The 17,286-nt window shown below is 59.7% G+C and carries 13 protein-coding genes; all 13 read right to left on the bottom strand.

The features are described 5' to 3' along the window. Positions 1–2: 2 nt before the first annotated feature. Positions 3–1,502 carry a glycerol kinase GlpK gene (gene glpK / locus AKG12_RS14315; protein WP_052819330.1) on the bottom strand — a complete coding sequence of 500 codons (1,500 nt, stop codon included), beginning with the start codon at positions 1,500–1,502 and terminating at the stop codon, positions 3–5. Between the two features lie 69 nt (positions 1,503–1,571). Beyond that, a complete protein-coding gene (locus AKG12_RS14310) occupies positions 1,572–3,293 on the bottom strand; it encodes an ABC transporter substrate-binding protein (RefSeq protein WP_003497935.1) in 1,722 nt (573 codons plus the stop codon). A gap of 75 nt (positions 3,294–3,368) precedes the next feature. Next, complete coding sequence (locus tag AKG12_RS14305; RefSeq protein WP_046799051.1) at positions 3,369–3,662, bottom strand: DUF2160 domain-containing protein; 294 nt, start codon at positions 3,660–3,662, stop codon at positions 3,369–3,371. 2 nt (positions 3,663–3,664) lie between these two features. Beyond that, positions 3,665–4,540, bottom strand: a complete 876-nt coding sequence (locus AKG12_RS14300) for a carbohydrate ABC transporter permease (protein ID WP_502688808.1) — start codon at positions 4,538–4,540, stop codon at positions 3,665–3,667. Between the two features lie 39 nt (positions 4,541–4,579). Then, positions 4,580–5,446 (bottom strand): carbohydrate ABC transporter permease, encoded by an 867-nt coding sequence (locus tag AKG12_RS14295; protein ID WP_046799053.1) that lies wholly within the window; start codon positions 5,444–5,446, stop codon positions 4,580–4,582. 2 nt (positions 5,447–5,448) lie between these two features. Next, a complete protein-coding gene (locus AKG12_RS14290) occupies positions 5,449–6,519 on the bottom strand; it encodes an ABC transporter ATP-binding protein (protein ID WP_052819328.1) in 1,071 nt (356 codons plus the stop codon). 12 nt (positions 6,520–6,531) lie between these two features. Further along, positions 6,532–7,602, bottom strand: a complete 1,071-nt coding sequence (locus AKG12_RS14285; protein ID WP_046799055.1) for an ABC transporter ATP-binding protein — start codon at positions 7,600–7,602, stop codon at positions 6,532–6,534. Positions 7,603–7,639: 37 nt separating this feature from the next. Continuing rightward, positions 7,640–9,163: a glycerol-3-phosphate dehydrogenase gene (gene glpD / locus AKG12_RS14280; protein ID WP_052819327.1), complete on the bottom strand. Its 1,524-nt coding sequence runs from the start codon at positions 9,161–9,163 to the stop codon at positions 7,640–7,642. A 107-nt stretch (positions 9,164–9,270) separates the two neighbouring features. Beyond that, complete coding sequence (locus AKG12_RS14275) at positions 9,271–10,044, bottom strand: DeoR/GlpR family DNA-binding transcription regulator (protein ID WP_046799057.1); 774 nt, start codon at positions 10,042–10,044, stop codon at positions 9,271–9,273. A 140-nt stretch (positions 10,045–10,184) separates the two neighbouring features. After that, positions 10,185–11,663 carry a siroheme synthase CysG gene (gene cysG / locus AKG12_RS14270; protein ID WP_052819345.1) on the bottom strand — a complete coding sequence of 493 codons (1,479 nt, stop codon included), beginning with the start codon at positions 11,661–11,663 and terminating at the stop codon, positions 10,185–10,187. Continuing rightward, entirely contained in the window at positions 11,635–14,283 is a 2,649-nt protein-coding gene (locus tag AKG12_RS14265; protein ID WP_052819326.1) for a nitrate reductase, read from the bottom strand. The genes cysG and AKG12_RS14265 overlap by 29 nt, the downstream gene beginning before the upstream one ends. A gap of 214 nt (positions 14,284–14,497) precedes the next feature. After that, complete coding sequence (nirD, locus tag AKG12_RS14260; RefSeq protein WP_052819325.1) at positions 14,498–14,833, bottom strand: nitrite reductase small subunit NirD; 336 nt, start codon at positions 14,831–14,833, stop codon at positions 14,498–14,500. A gap of 5 nt (positions 14,834–14,838) precedes the next feature. Next, positions 14,839–17,286 carry a nitrite reductase large subunit NirB gene (nirB, locus tag AKG12_RS14255; RefSeq protein WP_052819324.1) on the bottom strand — a complete coding sequence of 816 codons (2,448 nt, stop codon included), beginning with the start codon at positions 17,284–17,286 and terminating at the stop codon, positions 14,839–14,841.

The following is a 17,286-nucleotide window of genomic DNA, read 5'->3' as shown; positions in this document are numbered from 1 at the left end:
TGTCAGCCTTCCCGCCGCGACAGGCAGCGACCGACACTATCCCGCCAGCCGGCGATGGCATTTTTCCGTTCTGTCTCGTCCATATCGGGATTGAAACGACGGTCGCGTTTCCAATGAGCTGCAAAGGCTTCACGATCCGGCCAGATACCGGCACGCGATGCTGCGAGCCATGCCGCACCCAGAATAGTCGTTTCCAGAAAGACCGGCCGGTCCACCGGTGCGGCAAGAACATCGGCCAACCGCTGCATCGTCCAATCGGAGGCAACCATACCGCCATCGACCCTCAGCACCGTCTTGCCATTGTCACCCGCCCAGTCCTTGCGCATGGCGTCCAGCAGATCAAAAGTCTGATAGGCAACGCTTTCCAGCGCCGCACGCGCGAATTCCGCAGGTCCTGTGCCGCGCGTCAGGCCGAAAATCGCGCCCCGCGCCTCTGCATCCCAGTAGGGCGCGCCGAGGCCGGTGAAAGCCGGCACCAGATAGACCCGCTGATTGGGATCGGCCTTTTCGGCAAGCGCACTGACTTCGGAGGCGACCGAGATGAAACCGAGTTCATCCCGCAGCCATTGCACGGCGGCTCCGGCAATGAAGATCGAGCCTTCAAGCGCATAGGTCGTCACACTATCGAGACGGTAAGCAATCGTCGTCAGTAGCCGGTTGGTGGAAGCGACGCGATCGGTGCCGGTATTGAGAAGCGCGAAGCAGCCGGTGCCGTAAGTCGATTTCATCATGCCGGGTTCGAAGCAAGCATTACCGATCACAGCCGCCTGCTGATCGCCCGCCACACCGAGGATCGGGATTTCCGCACCCAGAAGCGACTTGTCGGTCACGCCGAAATCGGCGGCGCAATCCAGCACCTCCGGCAACATGGCGCGGGGAATATCGAGGATCGACAGCAATTCGTCATCCCAGGCGTTGTCTTCAATATTATAGATCAGCGTTCGCGAGGCATTGGTCGCGTCGGTCACATGGCGACGACCGCCGGTGAGGCGATAGATCAGGAAACTATCGACCGTGCCGAAGCATATTTCCCCTTTCACCGCCTTTTCGCGAAGGCCGCTGACGCTATCCAGAAGCCATTTGAGTTTGGTGCCGGAAAAATACGGGTCGAGCAGCAGGCCGGTCTTTTTCGAAAAGAGCGGCTCCAGTCCCCGCCGCTTCAGATCCTCGCAGATGGGCGCGGCGCGGCGATCCTGCCAGACCACGGCCCGGTGCACGGCCTCACCCGTGTTGCGGTCCCAGAGCACAGTCGTTTCACGCTGGTTGGTAATGCCGATCGCTTCGATGTCGGAAGCGGCGATACCGGCATCGGCAAGCGCGAGCCGAATGGTTTCGAGCACGCTTTTCCAGATATCCTCGGCATCATGTTCCACCCAGCCCGAGGCCGGGAAATGTTGCGGAAATTCTCGCTGTCCGACACCGATCACCCGCATGTCGCGATCAAAGACCATCGACCGTGTCGATGTCGTTCCCTGATCGATCGCCAGAATATAACCGCCCATTATGTAACTCCCTTTCAGACGCAATGACGGGGCGGCAAAGCCGCCCCGGTTTAAGATTTCATGCAGAAATTACTTCTGCCAGCTTTTGACCAGTTCGTCGTAATTGACGGTGACCGGCTTTTCCTTTTCGTTGGCAATCTTCAGCTGCGGCGCCAGATTGCCCTTCGAAACGGCGTCCTTGTTCCAGTAGTCGATATCGTGCTCTTCCGCCAGTTTCGGGCCGATATCGCCCTGCACACCGGCGCGCTCGATACGGGCCATGACCTTTTCCTGCTCGGCGCAGAGAGAGTCCATTGCCGCCTGAGCGGTCTTAGCACCCGACGACGCATCGCCGATTGCCTGCCACCACAGCTGTGCCAGCTTCGGATAATCGGGAACGTTGGTGCCGGTCGGCGACCATTGCACGCGGGCCGGCGAGCGATAGAACTCGATGAGGCCCCCGAGCTTGGAGGCCCGGTCCGTGAAGCTCTGGTGATGGATCGTGCTGTCACGAATGAAGGTGAGACCCACATGGCTCTTCTTCACATCCACCGTCTTGGAGGTCACGAACTGCGCATAAAGCCAAGCGGCCTTGGCGCGGTCGTCGGGGGTGGATTTCATCAATGTCCACGAACCCACATCCTGATAACCGAGCTTCATGCCGTCCTTCCAGTAGACGCCATGCGGCGAGGGTGCGACGCGCCATTTCGGCGAACCGTCCTCGTTCACGACGGGCAGGCCGGGCTTGGCCATATCGGCGGTGAAGGCCGTGTACCAGAAGATCTGCTGGGCAATGTTGCCCTGCGCCGGCACCGGACCGGATTCAGAGAAGGTCATACCCTGGGCTTCCGGTGGCGCATATTTCTTCAGCCATTCGAGATATTTCTCGATGGAATAGACTGAAGCCGGACCGTTGGTATCACCACCGCGCGCCACGCAGGAACCGACCGGCTGCGACTTGTCGTTGACCTTGATGCCCCATTCATCGACCGGCAGGCCGTTCGGCAGGCCCTTGTCGCCGTTACCCGCCATGGAAAGCCAGGCGTCGGTGAAGCGCCAGCCGAGTGACGGGTCTTTCTTGCCGTAGTCCATATGGCCGAAGACCTTCTTGCCGCCGACATCGCGACCGGTGAAGAATTCGGCGATATCCTCATAGGCCGACCAGTTGACCGGAACGCCGAGGTCGTAACCGTATTTGGCCTTGAAATCGGCTTTGTTCTTGTCGTCGTTGAACCAGTCGTAACGGAACCAGTAGAGGTTCGCGAACTGCTGGTCGGGAAGCTGGTAGAGCTTCTTGTCCGGCGCCGTGGTGAATGCACTACCGATGAAATCCTTGAGGTCGAGGCCGGGATTGGTGACGTCCTTGCCCTCATTGGCCATGAAGTCGGTCAGGTTGCGCACCTGCTGGTAGCGCCAATGCGTGCCGATAAGGTCACTGTCATTGACCCAGCCATCATAAAGGTTCTGGCCAGTCTGCATCTGGGTCTGGATTTTTTCAACGACGTCACCTTCCTGGATGATGTCATGTGTGACCTTGATGCCGGTGATGGCGGTAAAGGCCGGTGCCAGAACCTTGGATTCATATTCATGCGTGGTCAGGGATTCGGAAACGACCTTGATGTCCATGCCTGCGAAAGGTTTCGCGGCATCGATAAACCATTGCAGTTCCTTTTCCTGATCGCCACGGGAAAGCGACGACATATCGCCGATTTCCTTGTCCAGAAACTGCTTTGCTTCCTCCATTCCGGCGAAAGCGGAACCCGTCATTGCCAGCAGCATGGCTGCTGTCGTCGTCATCAGATGCCGTCGCATATCAGTCCTCCCAGGGGTTGCGATTGCATGAAGTCCTCCAGTGCGGTTTTCCTCCGCCGCACCGTTCTTTCTGCTCTAGACGAAACGGAAAACGCCGATGGCGTAGACCACGGACAGAGCGAGAGCCCACCACAGGTTCGGGCCGACCAGCCCGAGCCATGCGAGATGAATGAAGGCGCTGCCAAGCAGCGAGATGAACAGCCGGTCGCCGCGCGTCGTCTCAAAGCGCAAGAGGCCGAAGCGGGGATTGCCGCCGGGCGAAAAATATTCCCAGAACCACATGCCGACCAGCAGCACGGCGATGGCGCAGAAAAACGCGGCCGTCGCCCAGGTCCATGCCATCCAGGAAAAATCGGGTATCTTCATCATGGTCAAACCCTCCCCAGCGCAAAGCCCTTGGCGATGTAATTGCGCACGAACCAGATCACCAGCGCGCCCGGAATGAGCGTCAGCACACCGGCAGCGGCCAGCAGGCCCCAGTCCATACCAGCGGCCGAAACGGTACGCGTCATCGTCGCGGCAATCGGCTTGGCGTCCGTGGTCGTCAGCGTGCGGGCGATCAGAAGTTCAACCCACGAGAACATGAAGCTGAAGAAACAGGCGACACCGATGCCGGACGCGATGAGCGGCATGAAAATCTTCACGAAGAATTTCGGGAAGGAGTAGCCGTCAATATAGGCGGTCTCGTCGATCTCCTTCGGCACGCCGGACATGAAGCCTTCAAGAATCCACACCGCCAGCGGCACGTTGAACAGGCAATGCGCCAGCGCCACAGCGATATGCGTATCGATCAGGCCGAATGCCGAATAGAGCTGGAAGAAGGGCAGCGCGAAAACGGCGGGCGGCGCCATGCGGTTGGTCAACAGCCAGAAGAACAGGTGCTTGTCGCCCAGAAACCTATACCGCGAGAAGGCATAGGCCGCCGGTAGTGCTGCAGCAACCGAGATCACCATATTCATGACGACGTAGATGATCGAGTTGATATAACCCGAATACCAGGAGGAATCCGTGAAGATCGTCCGGTAGTTCTGCAGCGTCGGCTGGTGCGGATAAAGCGTCATGGACGACACAATTTCCGCATTCGTCTTGAAGCTCATATTGACGAGCCAATAGATCGGCACGAGCAGAAGAATGATGTAGATGGTCGGAACCAGCCAGGAAAAACGCGATGGCCCATGGCGGCGGCGCGACCGTGCGGCAAGGCCGGACAATCCCGCCGAGGCGGCTTTGGCAGGCGAATTTCCCATCCGTTCCACGCTTGTGGTGACATCAGAGGCGCTCATGTCTCAAGTCTCCGCGTCGTGGCTGGTCATCACGGTGTAGAACACCCAGGACAACAGCAGGATGATGAGGAAGTAGATCAGCGACATGGCTGCTGCAGGGCCAAGGTCAAACTGGCCGAGCGCCATCTTCACGAGATCGATGGACAGGAAGGTGGTGGAGTTACCCGGACCGCCGCCAGTCACGACGAAGGGCTCGGTATAGATCATGAAGCTGTCCATGAAGCGCAGCAGGAACGCGATCAGCAGCACGCGCTTCATCTTTGGCAGCTGGATGAATCGGAACACGGCGAAACGCGATGCGCCATCGATCCTTGCCGCCTGATAATAGGCATCCGGAATGGAAACGAGGCTGGCGTAGCACAGCAGCACGACAAGGCTCGTCCAGTGCCAGACATCCATGATAACGACCGTGATCCACGCATCGAGCGGATCATTGACGTAGTTGTAATCAAGCCCGAGCTGATTGGCATAATAACCGAGCAGCCCGATATCGCTGCGCCCGAACACCTGCCAGATCGTGCCGACGACATTCCACGGCACCAGAAGCGGCAGCGCCATCGTCACGAGGCAGACCGGCACGCCGATGCCGGATTTTGGCATTTTGAGCGCAATGAAAATGCCGAGCGGAATTTCAATCGCCAGGATGATGCCGGAGAACAGCAGGTTGCGCCCCAGCGCATCCCAGAACCGGGCCGATGCCAGAATTTCCTCGAACCATTGCGTTCCGGCCCAGAAGAACTGGTTGTTGCCGAACGTATCCTGCACCGAATAATTCACAACGGTCATCAGCGGAATGACGGCGGAAAAGGCGACCAGCACCAGAACCGGCAGCACCATGAACCATGCTTTGTTGTTCCAGCTCTTTTCCATGCTCAGGCCCCCATCTTCACACGCCAGGAATCGGCGAAGACGCCGATGGCGGCCGGGTCGAAGCGAACACCCGCTTCCGCCGGGATTTCCTCGTCTTCTGCAACAACGATTGCCAGCTTCTGGCCGGCAAACCGGGCGCGCACGATCTTTTGCCGGCCGATATCCTCGACCTTGTCGACCGTAATGGGCATGCCGCCCCGTTCCAGCCGGATGAATTCCGGGCGGACGCCGATCTCGATACGCTGGGCTCCATCGACCCTTGGCACTCCGGCAAGTGGCACACCAAGGCCGCCGACCATCGCGGTCGAGCCATCTATCTTGGCGGGCAACACATTCATGCCGGGCGAGCCGATGAAGTAACCGACGAATGTATGTCCCGGCCGCTCGAAAAGCTCGGCTGGCGTGCCGATCTGCACGATCTGCCCATCATACATCACCACCACCTTGTCGGCGAAGGTCAGCGCTTCGGTCTGGTCGTGGGTAACATAGACCATGGTAAAACCGGATTGCCGGTGCAGGCGCTTCAATTGCGACCGCAGCACCCACTTCATATGCGGATCGATCACCGTCAGCGGCTCGTCGAACAGGATCGCATTGACGTCGGAACGCACGAGGCCGCGTGCCAGAGAAATTTTCTGCTTCTGGTCTGCCGTCAGCCCCCGCGCATGGCGCTTGGCCATGCCGGAAAGATCGGTCATCTCAAGGATGTCCCGCACCCGACGATCCACCTCGGCCTCCGGCACATGCCGGTTGCGCAGCGGAAAAGCCAGATTGTCGTAGACCGTCATCGTGTCGTAGACGACCGGAAACTGGAACACCTGGGCGATATTACGGTCTTCGGTGGCAAGATCGGTCACGTCAGTTCCGTCGAAAGCGATACGTCCTTCCGAAGGACGCAACAGGCCGGAAATGATGTTGAGCAGCGTGGTCTTGCCGCAGCCGGAAGGGCCAAGCAGCGCATAAGCCCCGCCATCCTCCCATTCGTGATGCACTTCTTTCAGGGCATAATCGCCGGCGGCCTGCGCCTTGGCATTATAGGCGTGGCGGATATGATCGAGCGTGATGCGTGCCATGATCCATCTCCCTCAAGCCGCTTTGCCGATGGCGCGGCCATTCGCGTCAAAGGCCATCAAATGCCGTGTATCTAGAAACAGCTCGATGTCCCTGTCCGGCTCGATGTCGTGAATGCCATGCGCCAGCATGACCCAGCGCCGGCCCGAAAATTCCACATGCACGAAGCTTTCCGATCCGGCGATTTCCGAAATCAGCGTCCGCGCGCGGATGGACTGCCGCGCTTCTCCCTTCGCGTACGGGAAGAGGTGGTGCGGCTGGAAGGCAATGGTGACGGGGCCATCTGGCATGCTGGCAAGATGTGCGGGGACTGCCACGACGGCATGGTCCGCACGGGTGAAAGCATTACCGGCCTTGATGACCTCAATGGTGTTAAGCGGCGGATCGGCGAAGATTTCCGCGGTCACGATGTCCACCGGATGCCGGTAAACCTCGATCGTACGGCTAAACTGCGTCACCCTTCCCTCATTAAGCGTCGCGGTATTGCCACCCAGAAGCAGCGCCTCGGAAGGTTCGGTCGTCGCATAAACGAAGATCGCGCCGGATTCAGCAAAGATGCGCGGCAGTTCCTCACGCAGTTCCTCGCGCAGCTTGTAATCGAGATTGGCCAACGGCTCATCAAGCAGCACCAGATTGGCATTCTTGACGATGGCGCGGGCAAGCGCCGTGCGCTGCTGCTGGCCACCGGAAAGGTTGAGAGGCGTCCGATCGAGATAGGGCGTCAGCTTCAGAAGCTCGGCGGCCTTCCTCACTTCCCTGTCGATGGTGGGCTGGTCCTTGCCGGCAACCCTCATGGGTGAAGCGATGTTTTCGTAAACGCTCAGCGCCGGATAATTGATGAACTGCTGATAAACCATGGCAACGTTGCGCTTCTGCACCGGCCAGCCCGTCACGTCCTCACCATTGAAGAAGATCGCACCGCCGCTCGGCTTGTCCAGCCCGGCCATCAGCCGCATCAACGTCGTCTTGCCCGAAAGTGTCGGTCCAAGCAGGACGTTCAGGCTTCCGCGCTGCAACGTCAGATCGGTCGGGTGAATATGATATTCACCGCCGGCCATCTTCGAGACGTTTCGCAATTCAAGCATGGTGATCCAAAGCCTCCTCCGCTTTTCGATCGGATCGTCAGATTGCCTTCAAGCGTTCCCCTGCAATGTCTTCGATATAGTCCTCGAGCCCGCGCACCTCTTCAGGGGTGAAAAAAAGCCCCTGTTTGGTGCGGCGCCAGAGAATATCCTCCGCCGTCAGCGCCCATTCCCGCGCCATCAGCCAGCGGACCTCAGCCTCATAAAGCGTGCCGCCGAAATGACGGCCCAGTGCCGCCTTCTCTGCCACATTGCCGATTATCGCCGCCGCATCCGTCCCGTAACAGCGGACTAGCCGCTTGGCGTGACGCTCATCGAGGAAGGGATAACGTGACTGAAGGGTCGTAACCTCGCCGGCATAGGCCTCAGCCCCGAAATTTCCACCCGGCAAATGCGAGCCTGCCGTCCATGGCGCGCCCTTTTCCCCCAGCGCATCGCCTATTTTTTCAAGAGCATGTTCGGCAAGCCGCCGATAGGTGGTGAGCTTGCCTCCGAAAATATTGAGAAGCGGCGCTTCGCCTTCCGCCCCTTCGGTTTTCAGCACATAGTCGCGCGTCGCTTCCTGCGCTTTCGACGCACCGTCGTCGAACAGCGGCCGCACGCCGGAATAGGTCCAGACGATATCGTCCTGCGTCACCGCCTCGGCAAAATATTCGCTGGCCGCGCTGCAAAGATAGCTGATTTCCTCCGCGGTGATCTTAACAGCGCGGGGGTCGGCGGTATAGTCGCGATCCGTCGTGCCGATCAGCGTAAAATCCTGTTCGTAAGGGATGGCGAAGATGATGCGCCCGTCCGGATTCTGAAAAAAATAGGCGCGCGGATCGGCAAACTTCTTGCGCACGATGATATGGCTGCCCTGCACGAGGCGGACATTGTGGACATTATTTTTACCGAATGTCGAAGACAGGACCTTGTCCACCCAGGGGCCGGCGGCATTCACCAGCATGCGGGCCCGATAGGTCGCGTTTTCCCCGGCAGCACTTCTCGTTTCAACCCGCCAGAAGGCGCCTTCGCGTCGCGCTGAAACCACCTGCGTACGATTGAGGATCAGAGCACCGCGCTCGGCGGCATCGCGGGCGTTCAGCACCACAAGCCGGGCATCGTCCACCCAGCCGTCGGAATATTCGAAAGCGCGGGCAAAAATCGGCTTCAACGGTTTTCCCGCGGGATCCCGGCGCAGATCAAGTGAACGTGTCGCGGGCAGAAGCTTGCGGCCGCCGAGGTGATCATAAAGAAAAAGTCCGAGACGCACGAGCCAGGCCGGACGCACGCCACCCTTCTGGAACGGCAGAACGAAACGCATGGGCCAGATGATGTGCGGCGCCATGGCCCACAGCACCTCGCGCTCCATCAGCGCTTCGCGCACCAAACGAAACTCGTAATGTTCAAGATAACGCAAACCGCCATGGATGAGCTTGGTCGCGGCGGACGAGGTGCCGGAGGCAAAATCGTTCATTTCCGCGAGTGCAACGGAGTAACCCCTGCCAACGGCGTCACGCGCAATGCCGCAGCCATTGATGCCGCCGCCGATCACGAAAATATCGTGGATTGCCTCGTCAGACATGAATTCTCCCGCGCTTTCATCGACGCTCTCCTCATCGATATATTGAAAGCACGATCATCTAATTCGAAGACAAAACGAATGTCAAACGAAATTCCAACGGTGCAGGATTAGGTCTCCCGCGCCTCGGTTTCAATCAGCCGAACGTCGTGATCGGCACAGATGGAGCGGATCGAATCGACCGGACAATGATCGGTAATAAAGGTATGCACCTGCGAAAGATGGCCAATGCGCACCGGGGCCGTGCGCTCGAATTTAAGCGAATCCGACACCAGAATGACATGGCGGGCATTGGAAATGATCGCCTGCGCGACTTTGACCTCGCGAAAATCGAAATCCAGCAGCGCGCCGTCCTCATCGATGGCCGAAACGCCGATGACGGCGAAATCGACCTTGAACTGGCGGATGAAATCGACGGCTGCCTCACCGACGATACCACCATCGGAACCGCGAACGACGCCGCCGGCAATCACCACTTCAATGCCGGGAAAAACTCGCAACCTGTTGGCAACATTGATATTGTTGGTGATGACCATTAATTCGTGGTGGTCCGCCAGCGCTTCACCCACCGACTCGGTCGTCGTGCCGATATTGATGAAGAGCGACGAATTGTTGGGGATGAGGGCGGCAGCGGCGGCACCGATCGCCTGTTTTTCGACAGAAGCAATCGCCCGGCGCGCCTCGTATTTGACGTTTTCATTGCCGCTTGGAAAAAGTGCGCCGCCATGGATGCGTGTCAGCACCCTGGTATCGCAGAGATCGTTCAGGTCCTTGCGGATCGTCTGGGGGGTCACCGAAAAGCGCGCCGCCAGCTCGTCGACCAGCACCCGCCCGTTCGCTTTCGCCAGTGCAACGATTTCATCCTGACGCGGTGTGAGCAGCATTTCACCCTCCCTCCTCTTTCAATTTTTTCGTTTTATTGAAGAGCGAACGAAAAACCAATGTCAAGGGAAGGTTTGTAGCGGTGAGTTCTACCTGTCTGCGAATATGCCTGAAACATGCACCGGCGTCGCACGCAAACTTATTAGCCGGCTTTCTTAGCCATCATCGAGGCACCCCCCTGCATATCGATACCGGCGAATCCAGAAGACGCGGCGCCGAACGCATCGCCGATACCGATCAGGACAGGTTCGTTCACGCCTAGCCTCTCGACCGCCGCAGCCAATTGCGCGAGTGAACCGCACCAGCGCTGTTCATTCGCCCGGCTGACGGAAATCATCACCGCAACGGGCGTCGAGGCGGGCATGCCGTTAGCGAGCAGGGAGGACTGGATATCTGCTGCGGTTCGGCCGCCCATATAAAAAACAGTGGTCACGGCGGGATTGGAGAGCGATGCCCAGTCAATATTCTCCGGTAACTTTCCATGCCGCGAATGACCGGTGACGAAGCGGACAGACTGGGCATGGTCGCGATGCGTCAGGGAGATGCCGAGGCGCGAGGCCATGGCGCTCGCGGCGGTGATCCCCGGCACGACGTCGACCGGGATGTTTTCGGCTTCCAGCGCCGCGATCTCCTCACCCGCGCGCCCGAAAATCATGGGGTCGCCGGATTTCAGCCGCACCACCCGTTTGCCAGCCTTGGCAAGGCGGATCATCATGTCGTTAATGTCTTCCTGCTTGCAGCTTTCCCGGCCGCCGCGCTTGCCGACCAGCATGCGCTTCGCCTCCCGCCGCGCCAGTTCCAGCACCTCCGCTGACACAAGATCGTCGAATAAGATGACATCGGCGGCCTGCAGGGCGCGAACCGCTTTCAAAGTCAGAAGCTCGGCGTCGCCCGGCCCGGCACCCACGAGCGTTACAAGTCCGCGCCCTGAGCCCATGCGCGCGGCCTGCGCTCCGATATCCGTCAGCAGCCTTTCTTCGCTGCTCTCATCCAGCCTTTCGGTAAACGCCCGGTCGACGAATTTTTCCCAGAAAGATCGCCGCGACGGGCCGGGCGCGAGCCGCAGATTGACGCGATCGCGGATCGTCTGGGCAAGTGCCCCCCAATCCTTCAGGGCCAGCGGCAGCAACGTCTCGATGCGCCGGCGGATGGCCTGCGCCAGAATGGGTGCGGCGCCATCGGTGGAAATCGACACCACCACCGGCGAGCGATTGACGATGGACCCGAACTGGAACTGGCAGAATTCCGGCTTGTCGATGACATTAACGGGTACGCCCGCCGTGCGGGCGGTATTGTAAAATTTCTCGGCCTCCTCGTCGGTTTCGCAATCCGCCAGCGCCAGCTCGGCGCCTTCGAAAATATCCGGACCCCACGGACGATCATGCCATGTGAGCATCGGGCTTCTTGAGACGAGCGCGGCAAAGCTTTCCGAAAGCTCGTTCTCCTCGCAATAGAGACGAAGTTCCGCCCCGCAAGCCAGCAGCAGATCCGCTTTCCAAGCGGCCCCATCCGACCCGCCCGCAAGCACCACACGTTTACCCTCCAGCCCCCAGAAAACCGGTAATTTGGCCAGCTTTTCCATGCGCGCCGGTTCATTCCGCTGCGGTTTTAAGGCATCCATCGATGATCCCCCTGATTTCGGCGCGGCAGGAGCCGCAATTGGTTCCGGCATTCAACGCCTTGCCGATGGCTTCGACGCTGTGGCATCCTTCACGGATGGCGGCCGTGATCTGGTTCACCCCGACATTGAAGCAGGAGCAGACAGTCGCACCCGGATCGGCCCGCCCGGCACCGGGGCGACCGGCAACCAGCGCAAAGCGCATGCGCAAATCCTCATGGCGCTCCGTCAATTGCGAGATCGCCCAGTTGCGGGCGACGGCCACCGGTTGATTGGCGACGAACAGCGCCGCCAGCAGGGTTTCGCCGTCGAAGAAGGCAAGGCGCAAGTCGCCGGTCTGCCGGTCGCTATAACCGAGCGGCTCGACCCTGACATCGATGCCGAAAACCTGCCGCGCCCAGAGCGTCCAGTCCTGCGGTTCTTCCTCGAAGGCCAGCTCCATACGATAGCCGCCATCCGCCTTGGCGATGGCCCAATAGGCACAATCCGGTGCATTGGGTCGGGTGCGGGAGATGGCGAAGCCATAGGCCTTTGCCTCGAAAAGCCTTGCCTTCACCGCAACATTTTTCGAAGCAGGTTGGCCGGAGTGCGGATCCGTGACCGGCGCAACAACCACATCTATGCGCGCCCGCGAGGCAAACTGGTCGTTCCAGTGCATCGGCGCAAAGACCGATCCACGCGCCTGCCTTTCGCTCACCAGTGCGCGCAGCAGAACCTTGCCGTAGGGGCTTTCCAGTTCCACCAGATCGGCACTTTCTATCCCCAAGATCTGCGCATCACGCGGGTGAAGTTCGGCGAAAGGCTCGGCGATATGGGCGGTCAGCCGCGCACTTTTGCCGGTGCGGGTCATGGTGTGCCATTGGTCGCGAATGCGGCCGGTATTGAGCGTCAGCGGATAGTCAGACGAGGTCCTGGAGGTTTCCGGCAAGGCGGTGGCGATGAACCGCGCCTTGCCGTCAGCATGGTAAAAACGACCATTCGCAAAAAATCGGGTAACGACGGCCTCGCCGGGCCCGGCTTTGGGCCATTGAAAGGGCGCCATCGCATCGTAGGAATCGTGCTCGATTCCACTGATATCGAAATCCCTGCTACCCGCATTCTCGAAACCGGAAAGGGCCGCATGTTCGGCGAAAATCTCCAGTGGCTGGCCATAAGCGAAAGCAGCGTCGAAACCCATGCGCCGGCCCACTTCCGCCATCTGCCACCAGTCGGCCTTGGCTTCGCCGGGTACAGGGAGAAAACCGCGCTGGCGGGAAATGCGCCGTTCGGAATTGGTCACCGTGCCGTTCTTTTCGCCCCAGCCGAGCGAGGGCAGGAGGACATGGGCATGGCGGGCAGTATCGGTATTGGCCGTAACATCGGACACCACGACGAAAGGACAGGCCTTGATCGCCGCTTCGACGGCGCCAGCATCCGGCATCGAGACGACGGGGTTGGTGGCCATGATCCACAGCGCTTTAATGTGGCCATCGGCCACGGCCCGGAACATGTCCACGGCCTTCAGGCCCGGCTTTCGCGCAATCGCAGGTGACGCCCAGAAGCGCTGCACGCGGTCGCGATCTTCAGCGTTTTCGATGGCCATATGGGCGGCCAGCATGTTGGCGAGCCCGCCAACTTCGCGCCCACCCATGGCGTTCGGCTGACCAGTCAGCGAAAACGGCCCCATGCCCGGCCGGCCGATGCGGCCGGTTGCGAGGTGGCAATTGATGATCGCATTGACCTTGTCGGTGCCGCTCTCTGACTGGTTGACGCCCTGGCTGTAACAGGTGACGGTCTTTTCGGTGCGTTCGAACAATTCGTAAAAGGAAATCAGTTCGGCAATCGTCAGGCCGGTAGCCTCGGCGATCTCCGGCAGGCTGCGCTCACCTGCGGCCTGCACAGCGGCGTCGAAGCCGGCCGTGTGGTTTTGAACGTAAGCATTATCGATGGCGGAACTGCCGGAGAGATGCGCAAGCAGACCGGTAAACAGCGCCACATCCCCATCCGGGCGGATGGCGAGGTGCATGTCGGCAATATCGGCACTCATCGTCCGGCGCGGATCGATGACGACGACCTTCATCTCCGGCCGCGCCGCCTTCGCCGCCGCCAGCCTCCGGTAGAGAACGGGGTGACACCAGGCGAGATTGGAACCGGTGAGGATCACCAGATCGGCAAGTTCCATATCCTCATAGGTGCCCGGCACCGTGTCGGCCCCGAAGGCACGACGATGGCCCGCGACCGAAGACGACATGCAGAGCCTTGAATTCGTATCGATGTTGGCCGAACCGATGAAACCCTTCATCAGCTTGTTGGCAAGGTAATAATCCTCCGTCAGCAACTGGCCGGAGACGTAAAAGGCAACGGAGTCCGGGCCGTGTTCGGCAATAGCTTGAGAGAACCGGGATGCGACGAGATGGAGCGCTTCGTCCCATGCCGCCCGCCTGCCAGCGATTTCGGGATGGAGCAGGCGTCCTTCGAGATCGATGGTTTCGGCCAGAGCCGAACCTTTGGAGCACAGCCGGCCAAAATTGGCGGGGTGATCCTGATCGCCCCTGACGGAGACCGCGCCATCGTCGTTGACGGTGGCGATGACGCCGCAGCCGACGCCGCAATAGGGACAGGTGGTTTTGGTTTCAACGGGCATGGGTTTGCCCTCTCAGTGCGTGACGCTTACCCCCCTCTGTCCTGCCGGACATCTCCCCCTCAAGGGGGGAGATCGACAAGCGGAAGGCTCCTCGTTCCCTCTCCACCGGCGACAACGCCAGTTGTGAATGGAAGTTTGTGCCGCGATTTATTTCCCCCCTTGAGGGGGAGATGTCCGGCAGGACAGAAGGGGGTAACGCCGCTGCCATCGCAATTCACTCCGCCGCAATCATCAGGGTTTCAAGCGCAATTGAGAGCCGTCCATCCATATTGCGGATGGGTATGGTCCTCACCTCGCCCTCATCCGCCCCCAGCGCCTTACCTGTCTCCAGAGAAATGACCCAATTGTGCAACGGACACGTCACCGAAGCGCCATGCACGATGCCCTGGCTCAGCGGGCCGCCCTTGTGCGGGCAATGGTCTTCAATGGCGAAGACCTGATTTTCCGCCGTGCGGAATACAGCGATCTTGCCCATCGGCGTTTTTACGCACCGCGCGCCGCGCAGGGGAATATCGGAGATATCGCCAATATCGATCCAGTTGCTGTCCATCGTTCTCACTCCGCTGCCTGATTGAAACCGATTGCCGCCATGGGCCTGAATTCGTGCTTGTCATGGCCGGATACGCGTTCCGACCAGGGGTCGACCTGCGCGAATTTCTGGCTGAAAACGAAGCGGTCGAAATAGGCGCGACGTTTTCCGGCATCGTCCATGATCTGACGGCGAACCTCGTCGTAGCCGATGCGCTTGGCCCATTTGTAGATGCGCTCGAGATAGCGCGCCTGTTCACGGTACATCTGGGTCAAAGCCACGATATGCTCCAGTGCTTCGTCCTCGGTCTGGACGAGACCCAGGACTTCCGTGCCCTTGATATCCAGACCGGCGGCGCCGGCGAAATGGATCTCGAAACCGGAATCGACGCAGATGACGCCGATATCCTTGCAGGTGGCCTCCGCGCAGTTGCGCGGACAGCCGGAAACGGCAAGCTTCAGCTTGGCGGGCGTCCACGAGCCCCACATGAATTTTTCGATGCGGATGCCAAGGCCGGTGGAATCCTGCGTGCCGAAACGGCACCATTGCTGGCCGACGCAGGTTTTGACCGTGCGCAAACCTTTGGCGTAGGCTTGGCCGGAAATGAAACCGGCCTTGCCGAGATCGGCCCAGACCGCCGGCAGATCCTCCTTCTCGATGCCGAGAAGATCGATGCGCTGGCCGCCCGTCACCTTCACCATCGGGATTTCGAACTTGTCGACCACATCCGCAATTGCGCGGAGTTCGGAGGAGGATGTGACGCCGCCCCACATGCGCGGAACGACGGAATAGGTGCCGTCCTTCTGGATATTGGCGTGGACGCGCTCATTGATATAACGCGACTGATAATCGTCGGCATATTCGTCCGGGAAATCGCAGACGAGATAATAATTGAGCGCCGGTCGGCATTTGGCGCAGCCGCAGGAGGTTTTCCATTCCAGCTCCTGCATGACGGCGGGAATGGTCTTCAGACCCTTGGCCTTGATCAGACGACGCACATCGTCGTGGCCAAGATCGGTGCATTTGCACATGGGCTGCACGGCGGCAGGGTTGTAGCTATCGCCCAGTGTCAGCGTCATCAGCTGCTCGACAAGGCCGGTGCAATTGCCGCAGGAGGCGGACGCCTTGGTGTGAGCGCGAACGTCGTCCAGCGAGGTCAGCCCCTTGGAGGTGATGGTCGAGGTAATCTTACCCTTGCAAACGCCGTTGCAGCCGCAGATTTCCGCATCATCCGGCAAGGCTGCAACGGCCGCCATAGGGTCCAGCGGCGACCCTCCCTGATAGGCCTGGCCGAAGATCAGGGTTTCACGCATGGCGGAAATATCGGTCGATTTCTTCATCAGATCGAAGAACCACGACCCATCCGCCGTCTCGCCATAGAGAACCGCGCCGATGATGCGGTTTTCCTTGAGGATCAGGCGCTTGTAGACGCCGGCGGTGGCATCGCGCAGCACGATTTCCTCGCGGTCGTCGCCTTCCGCGAAATCACCGGCTGAAAACAGGTTGATGCCGGTCACCTTCAGCTTGGTATTGGTGACGGAGCCGTGATATTCCGCCGAACCGCCGCAAAGCCGGTCGGCGAGCACCCGCGCCGATTCATAAAGCGGCGCAACGAGGCCGTAACACATGCCGCGATGTTCGGCGCATTCGCCAAGCGCGTAAATCGAGGCGTCCGACGTCATCATGCCGTCATCCACCACGATGCCGCGATTAACGGCGATGCCGGCTTCCTTCGCAAGGCCGGAGGCGGGACGGATACCGACCGCCATCACCACCATGTCGCCCTTGATGACACGACCGTCTTCGAGTTCAATGCCCTCGACCTTCTCCTCACCGAGGATGCATTTGGTGTTGGCCTTGGTGATGATGTCGATGCCGCGTTCGTTCAGCGCCTTTTCCAGGAGATAGGCCGCTGCCGGATCGAGCTGGCGTTCCATGATTGTCGGCATCAGATGGATGACAGTAACATCCATGCCCTGACGCTTCAGGCCATAGGCGGCTTCGAGCCCGAGAAGACCTGCGCCGATGACGATGGCGCGGCCCTTACCCTCGGCGATCGCAAGCATCTTCGTCACATCGTCGAGATCGCGATAGGCGAGCACGCCGGGCAACTGGTGGCCGGGAACGGGAATGATGAAGGGCAAAGAGCCGGTGGCGATCACCAGCCTGTCATAGGAAACCGTGATGCCGTTTTCGCTGGTCACGGTCTTCCTGTCACGGTCGATGCCTGTGACCTTTGCGCCCTTGTGCAGCGTGACATTGTTAGCCGCATACCATTCGTCATTATGAATGACGATGTCTTCATAGCTCTTTTCGCCTGAGAGCACCGGCGAGAGCATGATGCGGTCGTAATTGACGCGCGGTTCGGCGTTGAACATGGTGACGTCGTAAAGGCCGGGAGCGGTTTCGAACAGGTTTTCCAGCATGCGCCCCGGCGCCATGCCATTGCCGATGATGACGAGTTTTTGCGTCAT

It is taken from the genome of Agrobacterium sp. SUL3 (assembly GCF_001263295.1).
Taxonomy (GTDB): Bacteria; Pseudomonadota; Alphaproteobacteria; order Rhizobiales; family Rhizobiaceae; genus Agrobacterium; species Agrobacterium tomkonis.
Note: the sequence above shows the minus strand (reverse complement) of the source record. Positions and strands in the feature narration are given on the sequence as shown.